Consider the following 18900-nt stretch of genomic DNA (forward strand, 5'->3'; position numbering starts at 1 on the left):
GCAGCTTTCTGGTCGAGTGGGCCGGCCCGCCGGGGACCTGGAGAGGTGAGTCCCCGGCGGGCCAGCGCCGTCACTGGCTGTCTCTGGAGGAGATCAGTACTTGCGGTCCGGCAGGGCTGCCTCAGCAGCGGCCTGGTCGAACGCCTGGTCCTCGACGATGGTGCGCTTGTCGACGTCGTCGCCAGCAAGCACGGCCTTCACCAGCTCGGCCGCCTTCTCGCCCAGGAGCGGGTTGCACTCGACGATGTAGTTGATCTTGCCGTCGGCAAGAGCCTGCATGCCGTCACGCACGGCGTCGATCGACACGATCTTGATGTCGACGCCCGGCTCAGCACCGGCAGCCTCGATCGCCTCGATGGCGCCGAGCGCCATGTCGTCGTTGTGCGCGTAGACCAGGTCGATCTCGTCGACGCCGTACTTCTGCAGGAAGCCCTCCATCACCGTCTTGCCGCCGTCGCGGGTGAAGTCACCCGTCTGCGAGTCGAGCTTGGTGATGGACGAGCCTGCGATGGCGTTGTCGAAGCCGGTGGCACGGTCGTTCGCAGGAGCCGAGCCCGTGGTGCCCTCGAGGACGACCATGTTGGTCGGCTCCGTGAACTCCGCCGCGGCCCACTCGCCGGCCTTCTGGCCCTCGAGCTCGAAGTCGAGGCCGACCCACGAGGCGTAGAGGTCGTCACTGGCGGTGACGGTACGGTCCTCGAGGATGACGGGGATGCCCGCGTCCTTGGCCTCCTGCAGCACGTCGTCCCAGCCGTCCTCGACGATGGGAGCGATGACGATGGCGTCGACGCCCTGGTTGATGAAGCTACGGACTGCCTGGATCTGTGCGGCGGGGTCGTTGTCCGCAGCGTTGAAGACCAGGTCGAAGCCGTTCTCTGCGGAGAACGCCGTCTTCATGGACTCGGTGTTGGCCGAGCGCCAGCCGCTCTCCGAGCCGGTCTGGGCGAAGCCGACGGTGATGACGTCGCCGCTGGAGCCTCCGTCGGAGCCTCCGTCGGTGCCTGCGTCGGTGCCGCCGTCAGAGCCGCTCGAGCAAGCGGCAAGTGCGAGCGCTGCCGTGGCAGTGAACGCGAGGGTGGACAGGAAACGCTTCTTCATGCTCAGAACCTCCTTGTTCCGTTCCGGCGACGTTGCCGGATCGAGAGCGATGATCCACGGCGTCGTCGATGACACCGTGTACTCGCATATTAGCGCTCACAATGTGAGCGCTATCAACTGCTCACAGGTCACGTTTCTGTAACGGCACACGCACACGCGGGCGTCGAACCGGTATCCGCCCACGTCGCAAATGTGAGTGCTCACAATTTTCCGGCCACGCGCACCCAAGCGCCCTCCTCCCGCGCGCGACGACTCTCACACGCGCGGGAGGCGCCTGAGCGCCCCGCGCACTTGGATACGCTGGTGCCGCGCACGAGCGCGCCCGCCCCCGTAGCTCAGCTGGATAGAGCGTCGGACTTCTAATCCGTTGGTCGCAGGTTCGAATCCTGCCGGGGGCGCCACCTCTTGCCGAGCCGCGCCGGCCGTACGACGATCGTGCCGTGGACCGGCCCGCCCCGGAGCCGGCCGCTCGAGGAGGCGTCATGGCTCACGGCGACATCACCCACATCGACATCCCCGTCGCGGACATCGACGCGGCGAAGGAGTTCTACGCCGCGCTGTTCGGCTGGCAGATCGCGGCGCCGCCCGGCTTCGAGGGCTACCCCATGTGGCAGGCGCCGAACGAGATCAGCGGCGGCGGGCTCGCTCCTCGGTCCGAGGGCTTCTCGCAGCCGCGCAGCTACGTGGAGGTCGACTCCATAGACGCCACGCTCGCGGCCGCGGTCGAGCGCGGGGTGATCGTGCTGATCCCGAAGGACCCGATCTCCGACACGAGCTGGTGGGCGGCGTTCGCCGACCCCGACGGCAACGTCATCGGCCTGTACGAGGGCACCACCGACGTCGGCGAGGCCTGAATGCAGCTGGCCGCAGCGTCGGGCAATCGCGGTGACGACGTGCACACCGGGCCTTAGGTACCACGTCGGGGACCTGTCCACTTGGATAGGGTGCGAGCGACGGAAGTCCACAGACGGCCCGCGCTCCCCCGGCGCGACGGCCGCCCGACTCAGCAAGGTCGCCCCGGACCCGCGTGCCGCCGCACGGCGGTCCGCCTGGGGCGGCGGACAAGGACCGCGCATGAGAATCGGTGTCCCTCGGGAGACCCGCGCCGGAGAGCGGCTGGTCGCCGCGAGCCCGGCGTCAGTCGAGAAGCTCATCAAGCTGGGCTACGAGGTCGCCGTCGAGGCGGGCGCAGGCACGCAGGCGAGCTTCCTCGACGAGCAGTACCAGGCCGCTGGCGCGACGCTGGTCGACGCGGCCGATGCGTGGGGCGCTGACATCGTCACGTGCGTCAACGCGCCCAAGCCCGCGCAGATCAAGCTGCTGCGCGAGGGAGCGACCCTCGTCGCCACGATGGCGCCGCAGTCCAACGAGAAGCTGGTCGGGACGCTCGCGAAGAAGGGCGTCACGGCCCTCGCGCTCGACGCAGTGCCGCGCATCTCCCGCGCACAGTCGATCGACGTGCTGTCCACCATGTCCAACGTCGCGGGCTACCGCGCGGTGATCGAGGCGGCCGAGGTCTACGGCGGCATGTTCACGGGCCAAGTGACGGCGGCGGGCAAGACCGCGCCGGCCAAGGTGTTCGTCATCGGCGCTGGCGTCGCGGGCCTTGCGGCGATCGGCGCGGCGGCCTCGCTCGGCGCCCAGGTGCGCGCGTTCGATGTCCGGCCTGAGGTTGCGGAGCAGATCGGCTCGATGGGCGGCGAGTTCGTCGTCGCCCCCGAGGCGCAGCAGGAGATCAGCGCCGACGGCTACGCGAAGCCCCTCACCGCAGAGCAGCAGGCGGCGGCGATGGACGTGTACGCCAAGGAGGCCGCGAACGCCGACGTGGTGATCACCACCGCGCTCGTGCGCGGCTCTGCTCCCACCACCATCACCGCCGCGATGGTCGCGTCGATGCGGCCCGGCTCTGTGGTGGTGGACCTCGCGGCCTCGGGCGGCGGCAACTGCGAGCTCACCGTGCCTGGCAAGACCGTCACCTCCGACAACGAGGTCACGATCGTCGGCTACACCGACCTCACGAGCCGCATGCCGCGCCACACGTCCACGCTGCTGGGCACCAACATCGTGCACCTCATGGAGCTGCTCACCCCAGGCAAGGACGGTGAGCTCACGCTCGACCTCGAGGACGTGGTGCAGCGCGGCATGACCGTCGCACATGCCGGCGAGATCCTGTGGCCGCCGCCGCCCGTCTCGGTCTCCGCCGCTCCCCCGGCGCCCGCGGGGCCCTCCGACGAGGAGCTCGCGGCGAAGGCCGCTGCCGCAGCCGAGGAGGCGGATCGCAAGTCCAAGCGGCGCAACATCCTGTACGGGCTCGGCGCCGTCGCCTCGCTCCTGCTGCTGTCGTTCGCCGACTCCGCGACGGTGCAGCACCTCACGGTGTTCGCCCTCGCCGTGATCGTCGGCTTCTACGTCATCAGCAACGTCAAGCACTCGCTGCACACGCCGCTCATGAGCCAGACCAACGCGATCTCCGGCATCATCCTGGTCGGCGCGCTCCTGCAGATCGGCTCGTCCGACGCGCTGGTGTCCACGCTCGCGTTCGTCGCCGCGGCGGTCGCCAGCATCAACATCTTCGGAGGCTTCCTGGTGACGTACCGGATGCTCGGCATGTTCAGGAAGGACGCGTGATGACCCTCACCTCGCTCGCCCAGGCCACCTACGTCGTGGCAGCCGTCCTCTTCGTCCTGTCCCTCGCGGGCCTGTCCAAGCAGGAGACTGCCCGACGCGGCAACATGCTCGGCATGGTCGGGATGGGTCTCGCGCTGGCCGCCACGGTCATCCTCTCCCTCGACGTGTCGGAGCGCTCCGTGCTGGTCACGGCGCTGTTGATCGCGTGCGTGTTCGCCATCGGCGCAGGCGTGGGCATCTGGCGGGCACGCACCGTCGAGATGACGCAGATGCCCGAACTCATCGCCATGCTCCACAGCTTCGTGGGCGCGGCCGCGGTGCTGGTGGGCTTCAACTCGCACCTCACCGCCACCCACGCCGACGCGATCCACCAGATCGAGGTCTTCCTCGGCATCTTCATCGGCGCCGTCACCCTCACCGGATCGATCGTCGCGTTCCTCAAGCTCTCCGCGCGCATGAAGTCCAGCCCGCTGACCCTGCCTGGCCGCAACTGGCTGAACCTCGGCGCGATCGTCGTCAGCGTCGGACTCATGTTCGTCTACATGGCGACCGACAGCATCGTGCCGGTGCTGATCATGACTGCGATCGCGCTGCTGCTCGGCTTCCACCTCGTCGCCGCGATCGGCGGCGGCGACATGCCCGTGGTCGTGTCCATGCTGAACTCGTACTCCGGCTGGGCCGCCGCCGCGGCAGGCCTGATGCTCAGCAACGACCTGCTCATCGTCACCGGCGCGCTCGTCGGATCCTCGGGTGCGATCCTGTCCTACCTCATGTGCAAGGCCATGAACCGCGCGTTCATCTCGGTCATCCTGGGCGGATTCGGGACCGAGAGCGGCACGTCCTCCGGCGACGCCGAGCAGGGTGAGCACACCGAGGTGCAGGTGCCCGAGGTGGCCCAGCTGCTCACCGAGGCGAAGTCCGTGATCATCGTTCCCGGCTACGGCATGGCGGTGGCCAAGGCGCAGTACCCCGTCGCGGACCTCGTGGCGAACCTGCGTGCGCACGGCGTCGAGGTGAGGTTCGGCGTGCACCCCGTCGCGGGGCGCCTGCCCGGACACATGAACGTGCTGCTCGCCGAGGCGAAGGTGCCGTACGACATCGTGCTCGAGATGGACGAGATCAACGATGACTTCCCCGAGACGGACGTGGTGCTCGTGATCGGAGCGAACGACGTCGTCAACCCGTCCGCGCTCGAGGACCCGGGCTCGCCGCTCGCCGGCATGCCCGTGCTCGAGGTGTGGAAGGCCAAGCAGTGCATCGTCTTCAAGCGCTCCATGGCCACTGGCTACGCAGGAGTGCAGAACCCGCTGTTCTTCCGCGAGAACTCGGCGATGCTGTTCGGTGACGCAAAGACCAAGGTCGAGGAGATCCTCACCGAGGTGCGTTCCGCCGAGGGCGCGCACGCCTAAGAATGCCGGAGCGCCGCTAGGGTGTGCACATGAGCGATGATCCGCGCTTCGTGCGCAGCTCCGAGGCGTTGCGAGCGGCCGTGCTCGCGCTCGCTGCCGAGCGGCCCGTGGAGTCGCTCGCGGTGGCTGACATCGCGCGCGCGGCGGGCGTCACGCGCGCCACGTTCTACAACCACGCCGACTCCCCCGAGCAGTTGCTTGCGCGCGCCGTCGAGACCGGCCTCGACCAGGTGCGCCGCGAGTTCCTCGAGGCCGTGAGCGACACCACCGATCTGATGGCATCGTGGCGAGCCTCCGAGCACGCGCTGATCTCGCACGTGCTCACGCACGAACGGGTCTACCGCACCGGTCTCACGCCCACTCCCGAGGGTCACGGCACCGCGCTCGCGTCGATTCTGTCGCGCCACTTCGAGGCGACGCTGCTCGCGTTCGCGGCGGGCGTGCGCCCCCTCGATGAGCTCAGCACGGACGACCGCACGAGGCTCGCCATGGAGGCCGCGTTCACCAGTCATGGCCTCGTCGGCGCGCTGCGGGCCTGGCTCCTCTCCCCGGAGCCGCGCGACGCCTCCTTCGCGGTCGAGGCGATCATCGAGGCCACCCCGCGCTACTGGTTCACGCTCGCGGACAGCATCGGCGCCTGAGCAGGGCCGACGCGGCGGGCACCCCTGCCCTCGCCGGTCACCGGAGGACGAGGGTTCGCACCGCTTCAGATCTGCGCAAAGATGTCCCCATGACCTCTGTGCTGTTCTCGCCGCTGTCCATCCGCTCGACTGAGTTCCGCAATCGGCTCTGGGTGAGCCCGATGTGCCAGTACTCGTGCGAGGACAGGGACGGCGTGGTCGGCGATTGGCACCTTGCGACGCTCGGCTCGTTCGCGCAGGGCGGCGCGGGGCTCGTGATGGCGGAGGCCACGGCAGTGGTGCCGGAGGGTCGGATCAGCCCGTGGTGCCCCGGCATCTGGGAAGACGACCAGCAGGAGGCGTGGAAGAGGGTCGTGGACTTCATCCACTCGCAGGGCGCAAAGGCGGGCATCCAGCTCGCGCACGCGGGCCGCAAGGCCTCGACGTATCGCGACTGGAGTGGACACGGCAGCGTGCCGGTCGAGGACGGGGGCTGGACGACGGTCGCGCCGTCGCCCATCGCCTTCCCCGGCTACGCCGAGCCCAACGGCCTGTCGACGGACGAGATCAACGACGTCGTGTACGCCTTCGGCCAGTCGGCCGCCCGAGCGCTCGCTGCCGGCTTCGACGTACTCGAGGTGCACGCGGCGCACGGGTACCTAATCCACCAGTTCCTGTCGCCTCTGTCGAACGACCGCACCGACGACTACGGGGGCTCGATCGTCAACCGCGCGCGACTGCTGTTGAACGTGGTGCGTGAGGTGCGCGCGATCGCCGGACCGGACGTGCCTCTGTTCGTGCGCGTGTCCGCGACCGACTGGCTCGAGCCCGAGGGCTGGACCCTCGAGGACACCGTCACGCTCGCGGCCTGGCTGCGCGAGGCGGGCGCCGATCTGATCGACACGTCGTCGGGCGGGCTGCTTCCGGGCGCCTCGATCCCCGTCGGCCCCGGCTACCAGGTTCCCCACGCCGCCGCCGTGCACGAGCGCTCCGGCATCATGACGGCCGCGGTCGGCCAGATCGTCGACGGCCCTCAGGCCGAGGAGATCGTCGCGAGCGGCAAGGCCACGGCGGTGTTCGCCGGCCGTGAGTTCCTGCGCGATCCGCGCTTCGCGCTGCGCGCGGCTCACGAGCTGGGCGTCGAGGTGGACTACTGGCCGGCGCCGTTCCGTCGCGGGACGTTCGACTCGCGCCCCGCGACGGTGGCGTCTGAGGACTGATCAGGACCTGACGGGCGACCTGCGCAGCAGCACGTAGCCGGCGAGAGCGGCGAGCGCAGTCACAGGCAGGGTCCAGCTCACGAGTGCCACGACGGACGTCGTGGACAGGAACTCCCACACCGTGGGCCACGCCTCGAGCACCGTCGCTCCCCACAGCGCGACGATGCCGACCACGGTGAGGATGCCGAACATCCAGTACAGTCCCGGCGCGCCCCAGCGCACCCACACCGCAGCCGAGGCGGCGCCGACGCCGAAGGCGAGGAGCATGGCGGCGAAGCTCGTGTAGGCCACGGAGGCCACGGGCGCAGTCGTCAGGCCGAGTGGAGCGAAGAAGGACCCGCCGAGCCACCAGCCATCCGTGGCCCTCTCGAGGAGCACGAGCGCGGTGAGGCCCACCGTGTAGTACGCGGCGAGCGTGATGAAGTAGAGCAGAGTGCCCGCGTAGTAGTCGCGGCGCGTGACGGAGAAGCCCAGCGCGAAGCGGAAGGTGAAGTGCATCGCCTGCACAGCCACGATCAGCATGTACACGTAGATCCACGTGATGCCGCCGTTGGACTGAAACGCCGAGGTCTCGACGTTGTCGGAGCCGCCGGCGGAGTACGTGATCATGCCCCAGATCGCGGCGTTGCCACCGAAGATCAGCAGCGTGATGATCCACGGCAGGATCAGCGTCTGCCAAGGGTTGGCGATGTGGATGCGCAGCACGGCACGCATACGGTGCACGACCGGCGCGGCGGTCGGGCCCGACGCGGGGGCGGGCTGAGTCTCGGTGTAGACGGTCATGAGGCCACCTCCTGGGTGAACGGCGCGCCGGTGCGGCGCACGATGAGCTGCTGAAGCGAGACGGGCGCGAGCTCGAGCCCCGCCGCGACGGCGGCGGCCCGCAGCTCGCCGTTCGCGCCGTCGATGGTGATGGCGGCGGTGCCGCCGAGCGCTTCGCGGTGAAGGATCTGGTGCCCGCGGACCACGGCCTCGACCGCGTCGACGGGGCCGACGATCCGCAGCGCCGTGCCACGAAGCGCGTCGGCGTCCTCGTCGATCACGAGGCGGCCGTCGTCGATCACCAGCACCCTCTGGAAGAGATCCGCGGCCTCGTCGATCAGGTGGGTCGACATCAGGACCGTGCGGGGGTGCTCGGCGAAGTCCGAGAGCAGCCGGTCGTAGAAGAGCTGGCGCGCGACGGCATCCAGCCCTGCGTACGGCTCGTCGAGAAGAGTCACCTCGGCGCGGGAGGCGAGGGCGACGATCGCACCGATGGACGAGCGCTGACCGCGCGACAGCTTCTTCATGTAGCGGTCGAGCGGCGCATGGAAGTCCTCGACGAGGCGGGAGGCGAAGTCGTCGTCCCAGTGCGGGAAGATCCACGACGCGGCCTTGAGGACGTGCCTGCCCTTGTACCCCTCGGGGTAGACCTGGGACTCCTTGATGAGCGCGACCTCGCCGATCGCACGCGGGTTCTCCACGGGGCTCTCGCCACGCACTCGCGCCGAGCCCGCCGTCGCGAAGTCCTGACCCGTGAGCAGGTTCATCAGGGTCGACTTGCCTGCGCCATTGCGCCCCAGCAGACCGTGGATGCCCACCTCGTCGATGCGGAACGACACGTCGTCGACGGCCTTGACCGGCCCGAAGTGCCGCGAGAGGCCCTGAGCCTCGAGGATTGCTGTCATCGCTCCATCTCCTTCACGATCAGTGCCGACACCTCTGCGGCGGTGAGGCCGAGTGCGCGGGCCTGCGCCACGACGGGCGCCACGTGGCGCTCGACGAAGTCGGCCCTTCTGGCGGCGAGCAGCTGCGCCCTCGCCCCCTCGGATACGAACATTCCGATCCCCCTTCTCTTGTGGAGGATCCCTGCGTCGACGAGCAGCGTCACGCCCTTGAGCGCGGTCGCCGGATTCACGCGATGGAATGCGGCGAGCTCGTTGATCGACGGCACCTGGGACCCTTCGGGCATGGAGCCGTCCAGCACCGCGCCCTCGAGGGCCTCGGCGATCTGCTGGAACAGCGGTCTGGAGTCGTCCACGACAACCTCCGTATTGGTTAGTTACTCAACTAACTAACCACATGACCTGAGGAATGTCAACTGCGAGCCCGCGAGCACCCCCTAGAGTGGCTCCATGGCCTCTGATCATCTGGTGTGGATCGACTGCGAGATGACCGGGCTCGACCTCGAGAACGACGCGCTCGTCGAGGTCGCCTGCCTGGTCACGGACGCCGAGCTCAACGTGCTCGGCGAGGGAGTCTCGGTGGTGATCAAGCCCTCCCCCGCGGCCGTCGCGCAGATGAACGACTTCGTGCGCGACATGCACGTGACGTCCGGCCTGCTGCCCGAGCTCGAGCACGGCATGACGATGGAGGAGGCCGAGCGACTCGTGTGCGAGTACGTCGACGCGCACGTCCCTGCCGGCGCACGCGCGCCGCTCGCGGGCAACACCGTCGGCATGGACAAGGCGTTCCTCGAGCGCGACATGCCGAACCTCATGGGACGCCTGCACTACCGCGTGGTCGACGTCAGCTCGCTCAAGGAACTTGTGCGCCGCTGGTATCCCCGCGTGTTCTTCAACGCACCGGAGAAGACTGGCGGGCATCGTGCTCTCGGCGACATCCAGGACTCCATCCGCGAGCTCCGCTACTACCGCGAGACCGTGCTCGTTCCACTGCCCGGACCTGACTCCGACGCAGCGAAGGCCGCAGCCACCTCCGTCTCGCCCGACGCGTCGGCGCCCTGAGCGTCGCCGCCACCTGCCGCGGCACGGTACACTTTTCGCTGGCTCTCCTTGAGAGCCGATGGTGGCTGTAGCTCAGCAGGTAGAGCATCGCGTTGTGGTCGCGAGGGCCGCGGGTTCAAGTCCCGTCAGCCACCCCACTGTCGAAGGGCCCCTCTCCGGAGGGGCCCTTCGTGTTGGTGCCGCATGCGCCGCCTGGCTCGCGGGAGTGGGAAGATAGCCGGGAAGTCATCTCCCCGCCCGGGGACAAGGGAGGTCCTCCATGATCGCAGCGCTGACCGGCGCCGGGCTCTCCGCTGCGGCGGGTCTGAACGCGTTCATCCCGCTCGTGATCGTGGGCCTGTTCGCCCGCTTCACGGACGTGATCACGCTGCCCGCCGAGCTGATGTGGCTGCAGTCATGGCCCACGCTCATCATCGCGCTGCTGCTGCTCGCCGCTGATGTGGTGCTGGACAAGATCCCCGGCGTGGACCACGTGAACGACCTCATCCAGACTGCCGTGCGACCCCTGGTCGGCGGCGTGATCTTCGCCGCGACCTCGGCCGCCGCGGAGCTGGACGGCGCGAGCTTCTGGTCCGACAACCCGCTGATCGCCGGCGTCGTCGGCGCGATCATCACCGCGATCGTGCACACCGCCAAGGCCGCCTCGCGCCCCGCCGTGAACGCCGCCACGGGCGGCACGGGTGCACCGCTCGCGTCCTTCGCGGAGGATGCCGTGTCCGTCGCGCTGTCGTTCCTCGCGATCTTCATCCCCTTCCTCGTGGTGCTGGTCTTCATCGCGATGGGCATCGCGGTGTACCGCATCGTCACGACGGGACGGCGCAGGCGACGGCACAAGGAACTGCTCCAGACCGAGCGCCGGCAGGCGCGCGAGGCCGACGAGGCGGAGCGGGAGGCCACCGGCGGGTCGCGACGCGAACGCTGGCGGGCGTGGACGCGAGAGTATCGCGAGCGCATCGGAGGCCGTTCGGGCGACAACGGCGATCACGGCGGCAACGAGGCGGCCGCGCTGGAGGAGGCACTCGACACGTCACGCCAGGACGCGGCGTCGGCACCTCCCGCAGGCGAGAGTCACCGTCCCGAGGCCTGACGCCTCCGCGGCTCAGGACGCCTTCGGCTCCACGTCGAAGTCCGCGAGGAAGTCCTCGACGAAGTCGTTCGCGGGCGCGCCCGTGACCTCGTCAGGGGTGCCGAGCTGCTCGAGCACTCCCCCGCGCGACAGCACGGCGATGCGGTCCGCCAGCAGCACAGCCTCACGGATGTCGTGCGTCACCATCATCACGGTGGTGCCCAGGTCGCGTTGGATCGCCTGGAACTCGCGCTGCAGGCGTCGGCGACCCTGGGGGTCCACGGCGCCGAAGGGCTCGTCCATGAGCAGCACCGAAGGCCTGGCCGCGAGGGCGCGTGCCACGCCGACGCGCTGACGCTCGCCCCCGGACAGCTCGTGCGGGTAGCGCGCGCCGTACGTCTCACGGGGAAGCCCCACCATGGCGAGCAGTTCGTCGACTCGCGCGGCGGTGCGGGCCTTGTCCCAGCCGAGTAGCCCCGGCACTGTCGCGACGTTCTGCGCGACGGTGCGGTGCGGGAACAGCCCCACGTGCTGGATGACGTAGCCGATGCTGCGGCGCAGCTGCACCGCGTCGGCGGCCATGACGTCCTCGCCGCCCACCTCGATCGTGCCCGACGTGGGCTCGACGAGCCGGTTGACCATGCGCAGCGTCGTCGACTTGCCGCAGCCCGACGGCCCCACGAGCGCGAGCACCTCGCCCTGGCGCGCCTCGAGCGAGAGCGACCCGACCGCGACGGTGCCGTCGGGGTAGGTCTTGGTGACGTCGGTCAGGACGATGCCGGTGGTGGCCATCCGGCCACGCTAGCGCCTGTAGGGCAGCGAGCGCACCTGGCCCGCGCGTCGGGCGAGCCGCCCCACGCGCGCTGGACCCGACGTCGGGGATGGCCGCTACAGTGGCCGGATGGACGAGGTCCCCAATCCCTGGCTGTCGTGGGACTACGTCGAGCGCAACAGCGAGGAAGTGATCCGTCAGCTGACGATTCACACGACGCTGACGCTCCAGGCGATCGCGATCGCACTGCTGATTGCCATCCCGCTCGCGGTGCTCGCGCATCGGGTGCCTCGCCTGGCCGGCTCCATCCTGGGCACGAGCGCCGTGCTGTACACGATCCCCTCGTTCGCCCTGTTCGCGCTCCTGGCGCCGTTCACGGGGATCGGGCGCACCACCGTGCTGATCGGCCTCGTCGTGTACGCGCTCCTGGTGCTGGTGCGCAACATCGTCGTGGGGCTGCAGGGCGTGGACCCTGACGTCGTGGACGCCGCGCGCGGCCTGGGCTACACCCCTACGAGGCTGCTCGTGTCAGTCGAGCTGCCCAACGCGCTGCCGGCGATCCTCGCGGGACTGCGCATCGCCACGGTCTCCACGGTCGCGCTCGTCACGGTGGGCGTCGTCGTGGGCTACGGAGGGCTCGGGCAGCTGATGTTCCGCGGCTTCCAGTCGGACTACCGCGCACAGATCGCCACGAGCGCGCTCCTGTGCCTGCTGCTCGCGCTGGTGCTGGATCTGCTGCTGGTGCTCGCGGGCCGCCTCGCGATGCCGTGGACGCGCAGGAGGGCCGCATGAGCACCCTCGGCGACGCGTGGGCCTACCTCACGGATCCGCACAGCTGGCTCGGCGACTACGGCGTGCTGCGCGAGGTCTCCCCCGGCGAGTGGGTGCTGCCCCGCGACTCGATCCTCGCGCTCACGATCGAGCACCTCGGCATGTCCGCAGGGGCCGTGCTGGCGGCGGCCGCTCTCGCGCTGCCGCTCGGCGTGCTGCTGGGCCATGTCCGACGCGGCGGTGCGGCTACCGTCATCGTCTCCAACGTCTCGCGCGCCATGCCGACGCTGGCCCTCCTCACGTTGTTCGCCGCGTCCGCCATCGGGTTCGGCAATCGCGCCGTGGTGCTCGCCGCCGCCATCTTCGCGTTCCCGCCGATCCTCACGAACGCGTACACCGGCATGGCGGATGTGGACCCGGACCTGCGCGAGGCCGCGCTCGGTCAAGGCCTCACGCGTTTCCAGGTCGCCACGAGGGTCGAGCTGCCGCTCGCGTGGCCGCTCATCGCCGCCGGCCTGCGCACCGCGACCACCCAGACCGTCGCGACCGTGCCGCTCGCGGCGCTCGTGGCCGGCGGAGGACTGGGCGTGATCATCAACACGGGGCTCGCGACCCAGCGCTACGGGCAGGTGCTCGCGGGCGGCCTCATCGTCGCGGTCGTGTGCCTGGGCGTCGACGCGCTCATGGGGCTCCTGCAGCGGCGCCTCACCCCCGCGGCCCTGCGCCACCGCACGCTCATCGCGTCCTAGGCCCCCAACGACGGCCAGTCGAGCGCGCGCCGGACCACAGCGTCGGGTGTTTCGCCTGCACGCCAAGGCAATCCGCGATTGACTGGAACCGACCGGCACCCATCCGTGCGGCCCCTGGCAACGAACCTCGCCGGGCCTGATCGGCGGGCCCGGGCGGGAACAACCTGGGTCGTCGCCGGGTTGTCCCCGACGACCGACACTCTCGACGAGGAGCACCCATGCACACCCGTTCCGGCATTCTTGCGGCAGCGGCGATCTCCGTGATCGCCCTCGCCGGCTGCACCAGCTACGAGGAGGGCGAGTCAAGCGGCTCCGCCACTCCTTCCGATTCCATGTCCGAGACCGCCATGGCCCAGGAGTGCACGCCCGTCGCGGGCGACACGATCGTGGTGCTCGAGGACGACCTTCAGCTCCAGCTGTCCGACAACGTCGTGCCCGCCGTCAACGCGGACTCGGCGACCGAGCCCGTCCTCAGCGCCCTCGCGGTCGTCTCCGACTCGCTCGATACGCCCACGCTCATCCAGCTGAACAAGTCCGTGGACATCGACCGCCAGACCTCGGGCGACGTGGCCGCGCAGTTCGTCGCCGACAACGGCCTGACGGCACCCTCCACCGGCGAGGGCAGCCTCGTGATCGGCACGGCGAACTTCAGCGAGGCGATCACTGTCGGCGAGATCTACGCAGAGGTGCTGCGCACCGCCGGGTACACCGTCGAGGTGCGCACCATCGGCACGCGCGAGACGTACATGCCCGCGCTGCAGTCGGGTGAGGTGGACATCGTCCCCGAGTACGCCGCGACCGCGACCGAGTACCTGAACAAGTCGATCAACGGCGCCGAGGCTGCCACGGTCGCCAGCGGCGACGTCGAGGAGACCCTCGCAGCCGCCGCACCGCTCGCGGAGCAGGCTGGCATCGTGTTCGGCGAGCCCTCGGCCGCGCAGGATCAGAACGCCTTCGCGACCACGCAGGGGTTCATCGACGCCTACGGCGTGACGACGCTCTCCGAGCTCGCAGAGACCTGCGGCCCGATCGTCCTCGGCGGCCCCGCCGAGTGCCCCGAGCGCGACTTCTGCCAGGTGGGCCTCGAGAACACCTACGGGATCGAGATCGACTCGTTCCTGTCGCTCGACCCGGGCGGCCCGCTCACCAAGACCGCCATCACTGACGGGCAGGTCGCCATCGGCCTCGTGTTCTCGTCCGACGCGGCGCTCGGCTGACGCTCACCTCCTCCGCACGCGGGGCCGGTTCCTTCGGGGACCGGCCCCGCGTCGCATCTGGACGCCCCGGCATTGCCGCGCCGCCCGCGTGATCGGTGACGCGCGTGCGCGCGACCAGTACACGCTCGATGTCGCGGACGGCTTCGACCCGGCCATCGCACTCGCCATCGCGTGGTCCATCGACCGCTGGGTCGAGCTCGACTGAGAGTTCTCACTCCCCGGAGGAACGACGAAGGCCCGGTCCATTCGGACCGGGCCTTCGCTGTTCGTACGCCCCCGGGGACTTGAACCCCGAACCCACTGATTAAGAGTCAGTTGCTCTGCCAATTGAGCTAGAGGCGCTCGTGCTGCGCTCGTGCGCGAGAGTCAACTTTAGCAGGCCTCGCGCGATGTGTGAAATCGGCTGTGCGGGGGTGCCGGACGCGCGGTACAACAGCGTCCATTGCGGTGCACGGGGCGCTCAGAACCGTCACTGAGCGTCCACGGGGAGAGCCCCCGCGGCGAGCTCCGCACCAGGCGCAAGTGGACAGTCAGTGACGCTTTCGCGACTCGCATGGGCCCCAGTGGACGGCGGCGTACCGGACCGTCGCGTCGGCTGGAATCAGCACGGCTCCGCTAGCGTTGGCGGCATCATGAGCGAGAACCGACTGAGCAAGGGCGACGCCGCCCCCGACTTCACCGCCGCCACCGACGAGGGCTCCTTCACCCTGTCGGACCACCAGGGCAAGAAGGTCATCCTGTACTTCTACCCGGCGGCCATGACCCCGGGCTGCACCACCCAGGCGTGCGACTTCCGCGACTCCCTCGATGCGCTGAACGCCGCCGGCTACACGGTCGTGGGCATCTCGAAGGATTCGCCCGCGAAGCTCGCGGAGTTCCGCGAGAAGGAGGGCCTGACCTTCACGCTGGTGTCAGACGAGGACCGTGCCGTGCAGGACGCGTACGGCGCGTGGGGCCTCAAGAAGCTGTACGGCAAGGAGGTCGAGGGGTCGATCCGCTCGACCGTCGTCGTGAACGAGGACGGCACCGTCGCGCTGGCGCAGTACAACGTGAAGGCGACCGGCCACGTGGCCAAGCTGCGCCGCGACCTGGGGATCGACTGACGCTCGGGCGCAGACGCCTGCTGCGGGGCCTCACTCCCCCAGTGCGAGCCTGCCGAGCGCTGCCGGATCGGCGTCGGGCCACGGCGGCGCGGGAGGGCTGAGCGCGTAGCCCTGCGCGTGGCGCACGCCGAGCGAGCGCAGGGCGAGCGCATCCTCGAGCCGCTCCACCCCCACGCCGACCAGACCCGCGTCGACGCGCGCGGCGAACTGCTGCACCACGCCCAGGACGGCGACGCGCGACGGGTCGCTGGCGATGCCGTCGATCACGTCGCGATGCACCTTCACGTACACGGGCGCGAGCCTCTCGAGGTGAGCGAGGCCTTCGGCGCCGGTGCCCGCATCGTCCATGCCGAACGAGGCGCCGCGGGTGCGCAGCTCAGCGATCGTGGGGGCCATCTGCTCCCAGTGCCAGACGGCGTGCTCGTTGAGCTCTATCGCGACGCGGGAGAGGTCGCCGTGGTCAAGGAGCGCGGCGCGCACGGCGGGGTGCGGGATGGCGTCGGGCTCGACGTTGATCGCGATGAACCGATCGGACGCGAGGCTGCCCGTGAGCGCGAGCGCCTTGACGGCCGCGGCTGCCTGGAGCTCCGCAAGCAGCTCGTGCTCGCGCGCCCGCTGGAACCACACATCCGGGCCCACTCCCTCGGCGTCCTCATGCTCGAAACGCGCGAGCGCCTCGTATCCGTCCGTGCGGCCCGCGACGATGTCGACGATCGGCTGGACCTCGATGTCCACCCCGTCGCCGGTGAGCGCGTCGTCGAGCAGCGCGAGCCAGCGGGCGTCGTGCCCTGCGCGGCGGCCCCTCATGGCGCAACCCCATTTCTCCCCAGCGCTCTCAGACTAGGCGCGCCTCGCGTCGGGCGCATGGAGGGCCGCGGCGCGTGTCCGTTGCCGCGTAGACTGCCGCTCGCGCGCGAGTGGCGGAATTGGCAGACGCGCTGGATTTAGGTTCCAGTGCCTTCGGGCGTGGGGGTTCAAGTCCCCCCTCGCGCACCTGAGACGACGACGCGGGGGCCGGCATGGTGCCGACCCCCGCGTGGAGTCTGTGCCGGGCGCTCCGCCCGGGGCCGATCAGCCCTGCTGCTCGGCGATCTTCTCGCGGACCTCGTCCATGTCGAGGCCCTCGACCGCGTCCACGAGCTGCTTGAGCGCGGGACCGGGGAGCGCGCCGGCCTGGTTGAAGACCATGATGCCGTCGCGGAACGCCATGAGAGTGGGGATCGCGGTGATCCCGTACTTGATGCTCAGCTCCTGGTGGGCCTCGGTGTCGACCTTGCCGTGGACGATGTCCGCATGCTCGTTCGACGAGTCCTCGTAGATGGGCGCGAAGCGCTTGCAGGGGCCGCACCAGTCGGCCCAGAAGTCGACGAGGACGATGCCGTCCTTGGAGACGGTGTCCTCGAAGTTGTCAGTGGTCAGCTCGACAGTAGCCATGTGTTCCTCTCGTCGAATGAATACCCTAGGGGGTATTCTAACGTCTCTTTCGACGTTGCTATTCCGTATTCACCATGTCACTCACCGGCGCGCATCGCGAGGCTTACGCACCGGCGTTGTAGAAAAGACTCATGACGGACATGGCCGAACTTCCGCCGGAGCCGCAGGGCTGGCTACCCGACCGTGAACTCGCCCACGTGCGCGGGAACCTCCCCATGCTGTACGTGAACGCAGTTCCGGTCCGAATCAATCCCCGCGGCGAAGTCACGCACGTCGGACTGCTGCTGCGAGCCGACGAAGGCATGATCACGCGCGCCATCGTCGCGGGCCGCGTGATGTATCACGAGACGGTCCGCGACGCACTGATCCGCAATCTCGAGAAGGACCTGGGCCAGATCGCGCTGCCACAGGTGCCGCTGTCTCCCACGCCGTTCACGATCGCCGAGTACTTCCCCACGCGCGGCGTCACGGCGTTCCACGATTCGCGCCAGCACGCCGTCGCGCTCGCCTACGTGGTGCCTGTCGAGGGCACGTGCGAGCCCAGCCAGAACGCCCTCGACATCGTGTGGCTCACCCCCGAGGAGGCCGCCTCCGACGACGTCGCCCAGGAGATGTCCGGCGGCCAGCACCTCGTGGTACGCCAGGCGCTCGCACACGTCGGCGCGCTGCCCGCCTAGTCCCCGAGGACCTGCGCGACGATCGGTGCAAGCGCCCGGAACGCCTTCCCGCGGTGCGAGATCTCGTTCTTGCGTTCGGCGCTGATCTGGGCATTCGACACGGACTCGCCGTGGGCCTGGAAGATCGGGTCGTAGCCGAAGCCGCCCTCGCCCGCCGGCGCACGCAGCAGCTCTCCCCTGAGGTTCGCCACCTGCGTGAACTCACGTCCGTCGGGCGTCACGAGCACCGCCGCGCACACGAACTCGGCGGAGCGGTGCTCGTCGGGGATGTCAGCCATCTGCGCGAGCAGCAGCTCGAGGTTCTCGCGGTCGGCGCCGTGACGCCCCGACCACAGCGCCGAGAAGATGCCGGGGGCGCCACCCATGACGTCCACCGCGATGCCGGAGTCGTCGGCGATCGCCGGCAGCCCCGTCGACGCCGCGAGCGCACGCGCCTTGATCAGCGCGTTGCCGGCGAAGCTCACACCGTCCTCGACGGGCGAGGGTGCGTCGAGCTCCTTGGCGGACGCCACGTCCTCACGCGTCAGACCCGGCACGAGCGGAGCGAGGATCGCCCAGATCTCGTCGACCTTGTGCGCGTTGTGGGTCGCGATCGCGAGGCGTGCCACGTCAGCCCTCGAGCGCCGCGGCCTGCAGCTGCGCGAGCTCCGCATTGCCCGCAGTCGCGAGCGCGAGCAGCGCGTCGAGCTCGGCCTTGCTGAACGGCGCGCCCTCAGCGGTGCCCTGCACCTCCACGAAGCCGCCCACGCCGGTCATCACGACGTTCATGTCGGTCTCGGCGCGCACGTCCTCCACGTAGGGGAGGTCCAGCATGGGTGTGCCGTCGATGATCCCCACCGAGATCGCGGACACGGAACCGGTGAGCGGCTTCGCGCCCGACGCGATGGCTCCCTTCGCGCGTCCCCACGCGATCGCATCGGCGAGCGCCACGTACGCGCCGGTGATGGCCGCGGTGCGCGTGCCGCCGTCGGCGTCGATCACGTCGCAGTCCAGCACGATCGTGTTCTCGCCGAGCGCCTTCACGTCCACGACGGCGCGCAGCGAGCGGCCGATGAGGCGCGAGATCTCCATGGTGCGTCCGCCGATCTTGCCGCGCACGCTCTCTCGGTCGTTGCGCGTGTTCGTGGCGCGCGGAAGCATCGCGTACTCGGCGGTCACCCAACCCTCGCCCGAGCCCTTCTTCCAGCGCGGCACGCCCTCCGTGAACGAGGCGGAGCACAGCACTCGCGTGCCTCCGAACGTCACGAGGCACGAGCCCTCGGCATTGGCCTGGAAGCCACGTTGAAGCGTCACGGGTCGGAGCTGGTCGGGAAGTCGTCCATCGGCACGAGTCGTCATGCGCACGAGCCTACCGGCGAGCGCTGACGCCCCGGCCGCCGAGACGCCCCGCACCGCGCGTCGGACGGGCGA

General features: G+C 69.7%; 21 protein-coding genes and 4 tRNA genes. 15 read left to right on the plus strand and 10 right to left on the minus strand.

Annotation, left to right across the window (positions count from 1 at the left end; all coding sequences use genetic code 11):
• Positions 1-93: 93 nt before the first annotated feature.
• Positions 94-1098 carry an ABC transporter substrate-binding protein gene (locus B7K21_RS07985; protein ID WP_084074929.1) on the minus strand — a complete coding sequence of 335 codons (1005 nt, stop codon included), beginning with the start codon at positions 1096-1098 and terminating at the stop codon, positions 94-96.
• Positions 1099-1422: 324 nt separating this feature from the next.
• Between B7K21_RS07985 and B7K21_RS07990 the strand changes: the two genes are divergently transcribed.
• The 6 genes from B7K21_RS07990 to B7K21_RS08015 all read left to right on the plus strand — a co-directional run bounded on the left by B7K21_RS07990 (position 1423) and on the right by B7K21_RS08015 (position 6975).
• Positions 1423-1499, plus strand: a tRNA-Arg gene (locus B7K21_RS07990).
• Positions 1500-1580: 81 nt separating this feature from the next.
• Positions 1581-1952, plus strand: coding sequence for a VOC family protein (locus B7K21_RS07995; RefSeq protein WP_084074930.1), 372 nt, complete (start codon positions 1581-1583; stop codon positions 1950-1952).
• Positions 1953-2172: 220 nt separating this feature from the next.
• On the plus strand, positions 2173-3726 hold the full coding sequence (locus tag B7K21_RS08000) for a Re/Si-specific NAD(P)(+) transhydrogenase subunit alpha (RefSeq protein WP_084074931.1): 1554 nt from the start codon (positions 2173-2175) through the stop codon (positions 3724-3726).
• Positions 3726-5135, plus strand: coding sequence for a Re/Si-specific NAD(P)(+) transhydrogenase subunit beta (pntB, locus tag B7K21_RS08005; RefSeq protein WP_084074932.1), 1410 nt, complete (start codon positions 3726-3728; stop codon positions 5133-5135). Before B7K21_RS08000 ends, pntB begins: the two co-directional genes overlap by 1 nt.
• Positions 5136-5164: 29 nt before the next feature.
• Positions 5165-5776, plus strand: a complete 612-nt coding sequence (locus B7K21_RS08010; protein WP_084074933.1) for a TetR/AcrR family transcriptional regulator — start codon at positions 5165-5167, stop codon at positions 5774-5776.
• An 89-nt stretch (positions 5777-5865) separates the two neighbouring features.
• A complete protein-coding gene (locus B7K21_RS08015; RefSeq protein ID WP_084074934.1) occupies positions 5866-6975 on the plus strand; it encodes an NADH:flavin oxidoreductase/NADH oxidase in 1110 nt (369 codons plus the stop codon).
• Here B7K21_RS08015 and B7K21_RS08020 read toward each other — a convergent pair whose 3' ends face one another.
• The 3 genes from B7K21_RS08020 to B7K21_RS08030 are packed head-to-tail and all read right to left on the minus strand — an operon-like array spanning position 6976 to position 8995.
• The gene (locus tag B7K21_RS08020; protein WP_084074935.1) at positions 6976-7758 is read right to left on the minus strand and encodes a hypothetical protein; all 783 of its coding nucleotides are present in this window, start codon (positions 7756-7758) and stop codon (positions 6976-6978) included.
• Positions 7755-8642 carry an ABC transporter ATP-binding protein gene (locus tag B7K21_RS08025; protein WP_084074936.1) on the minus strand — a complete coding sequence of 296 codons (888 nt, stop codon included), beginning with the start codon at positions 8640-8642 and terminating at the stop codon, positions 7755-7757. The genes B7K21_RS08020 and B7K21_RS08025 overlap by 4 nt, the downstream gene beginning before the upstream one ends.
• Positions 8639-8995: a GntR family transcriptional regulator gene (locus tag B7K21_RS08030; protein ID WP_084074937.1), complete on the minus strand. Its 357-nt coding sequence runs from the start codon at positions 8993-8995 to the stop codon at positions 8639-8641. Before B7K21_RS08030 ends, B7K21_RS08025 begins: the two co-directional genes overlap by 4 nt.
• Before the next feature lie 94 nt (positions 8996-9089).
• Here B7K21_RS08030 and orn point away from each other — a divergent pair, with 94 nt between their 5' ends.
• The 3 genes from orn to B7K21_RS08045 all read left to right on the plus strand — a co-directional run bounded on the left by orn (position 9090) and on the right by B7K21_RS08045 (position 10788).
• Complete coding sequence (orn, locus tag B7K21_RS08035; protein ID WP_084074938.1) at positions 9090-9701, plus strand: oligoribonuclease; 612 nt, start codon at positions 9090-9092, stop codon at positions 9699-9701.
• Positions 9702-9762: 61 nt separating this feature from the next.
• Positions 9763-9838, plus strand: a tRNA-His gene (locus B7K21_RS08040).
• A gap of 122 nt (positions 9839-9960) precedes the next feature.
• Positions 9961-10788, plus strand: a complete 828-nt coding sequence (locus B7K21_RS08045; protein WP_084074939.1) for a DUF4126 domain-containing protein — start codon at positions 9961-9963, stop codon at positions 10786-10788.
• Positions 10789-10800: 12 nt separating this feature from the next.
• Here B7K21_RS08045 and B7K21_RS08050 read toward each other — a convergent pair whose 3' ends face one another.
• Positions 10801-11559 (minus strand): ATP-binding cassette domain-containing protein, encoded by a 759-nt coding sequence (locus tag B7K21_RS08050; RefSeq protein ID WP_144016136.1) that lies wholly within the window; start codon positions 11557-11559, stop codon positions 10801-10803.
• Positions 11560-11668: 109 nt separating this feature from the next.
• Here B7K21_RS08050 and B7K21_RS08055 point away from each other — a divergent pair, with 109 nt between their 5' ends.
• From B7K21_RS08055 to B7K21_RS08065, 3 genes are all read left to right on the plus strand, one after another.
• Complete coding sequence (locus B7K21_RS08055) at positions 11669-12331, plus strand: ABC transporter permease (RefSeq protein ID WP_084074940.1); 663 nt, start codon at positions 11669-11671, stop codon at positions 12329-12331.
• Complete coding sequence (locus B7K21_RS08060) at positions 12328-13059, plus strand: ABC transporter permease (RefSeq protein WP_084075453.1); 732 nt, start codon at positions 12328-12330, stop codon at positions 13057-13059. The genes B7K21_RS08055 and B7K21_RS08060 overlap by 4 nt, the downstream gene beginning before the upstream one ends.
• 218 nt (positions 13060-13277) lie before the next feature.
• A complete protein-coding gene (locus B7K21_RS08065; protein ID WP_084074941.1) occupies positions 13278-14276 on the plus strand; it encodes a glycine betaine ABC transporter substrate-binding protein in 999 nt (332 codons plus the stop codon).
• Between the two features lie 269 nt (positions 14277-14545).
• Here B7K21_RS08065 and B7K21_RS08070 read toward each other — a convergent pair.
• A tRNA-Lys gene (locus B7K21_RS08070) sits at positions 14546-14618 on the minus strand.
• Between the two features lie 290 nt (positions 14619-14908).
• Here B7K21_RS08070 and bcp point away from each other — a divergent pair.
• Positions 14909-15379 carry a thioredoxin-dependent thiol peroxidase gene (gene bcp / locus B7K21_RS08075; RefSeq protein ID WP_084074942.1) on the plus strand — a complete coding sequence of 157 codons (471 nt, stop codon included), beginning with the start codon at positions 14909-14911 and terminating at the stop codon, positions 15377-15379.
• Between the two features lie 30 nt (positions 15380-15409).
• Here the strand turns inward: bcp and B7K21_RS08080 are convergent, their stop codons facing one another.
• Positions 15410-16186, minus strand: a complete 777-nt coding sequence (locus B7K21_RS08080) for an EAL domain-containing protein (protein WP_084074943.1) — start codon at positions 16184-16186, stop codon at positions 15410-15412.
• A 104-nt stretch (positions 16187-16290) separates the two neighbouring features.
• Between B7K21_RS08080 and B7K21_RS08085 the strand changes: the two genes are divergently transcribed.
• A tRNA-Leu gene (locus B7K21_RS08085) sits at positions 16291-16372 on the plus strand.
• A 78-nt stretch (positions 16373-16450) separates the two neighbouring features.
• Here the strand turns inward: B7K21_RS08085 and trxA are convergent.
• A complete protein-coding gene (gene trxA, locus B7K21_RS08090; RefSeq protein ID WP_084074944.1) occupies positions 16451-16813 on the minus strand; it encodes a thioredoxin in 363 nt (120 codons plus the stop codon).
• Between the two features lie 131 nt (positions 16814-16944).
• Between trxA and B7K21_RS08095 the strand changes: the two genes are divergently transcribed.
• On the plus strand, positions 16945-17490 hold the full coding sequence (locus tag B7K21_RS08095) for a DUF4916 domain-containing protein (RefSeq protein ID WP_084074945.1): 546 nt from the start codon (positions 16945-16947) through the stop codon (positions 17488-17490).
• Here B7K21_RS08095 and B7K21_RS08100 read toward each other — a convergent pair.
• Together B7K21_RS08100 and rph are read right to left on the minus strand one after the other, a co-directional pair.
• Entirely contained in the window at positions 17487-18143 is a 657-nt protein-coding gene (locus B7K21_RS08100) for a non-canonical purine NTP pyrophosphatase (RefSeq protein ID WP_084074946.1), read from the minus strand. The genes B7K21_RS08095 and B7K21_RS08100 overlap by 4 nt on opposite strands.
• Entirely contained in the window at positions 18100-18828 is a 729-nt protein-coding gene (gene rph, locus B7K21_RS08105; protein WP_084074947.1) for a ribonuclease PH, read from the minus strand. The genes B7K21_RS08100 and rph overlap by 44 nt, the downstream gene beginning before the upstream one ends.
• Positions 18829-18900: the final 72 nt, after the last annotated feature.

Origin of the sequence: Demequina sp. NBRC 110052, from assembly GCF_002090075.1 — a bacterium.
Classification (GTDB): Bacteria; Actinomycetota; Actinomycetes; order Actinomycetales; family Demequinaceae; genus Demequina.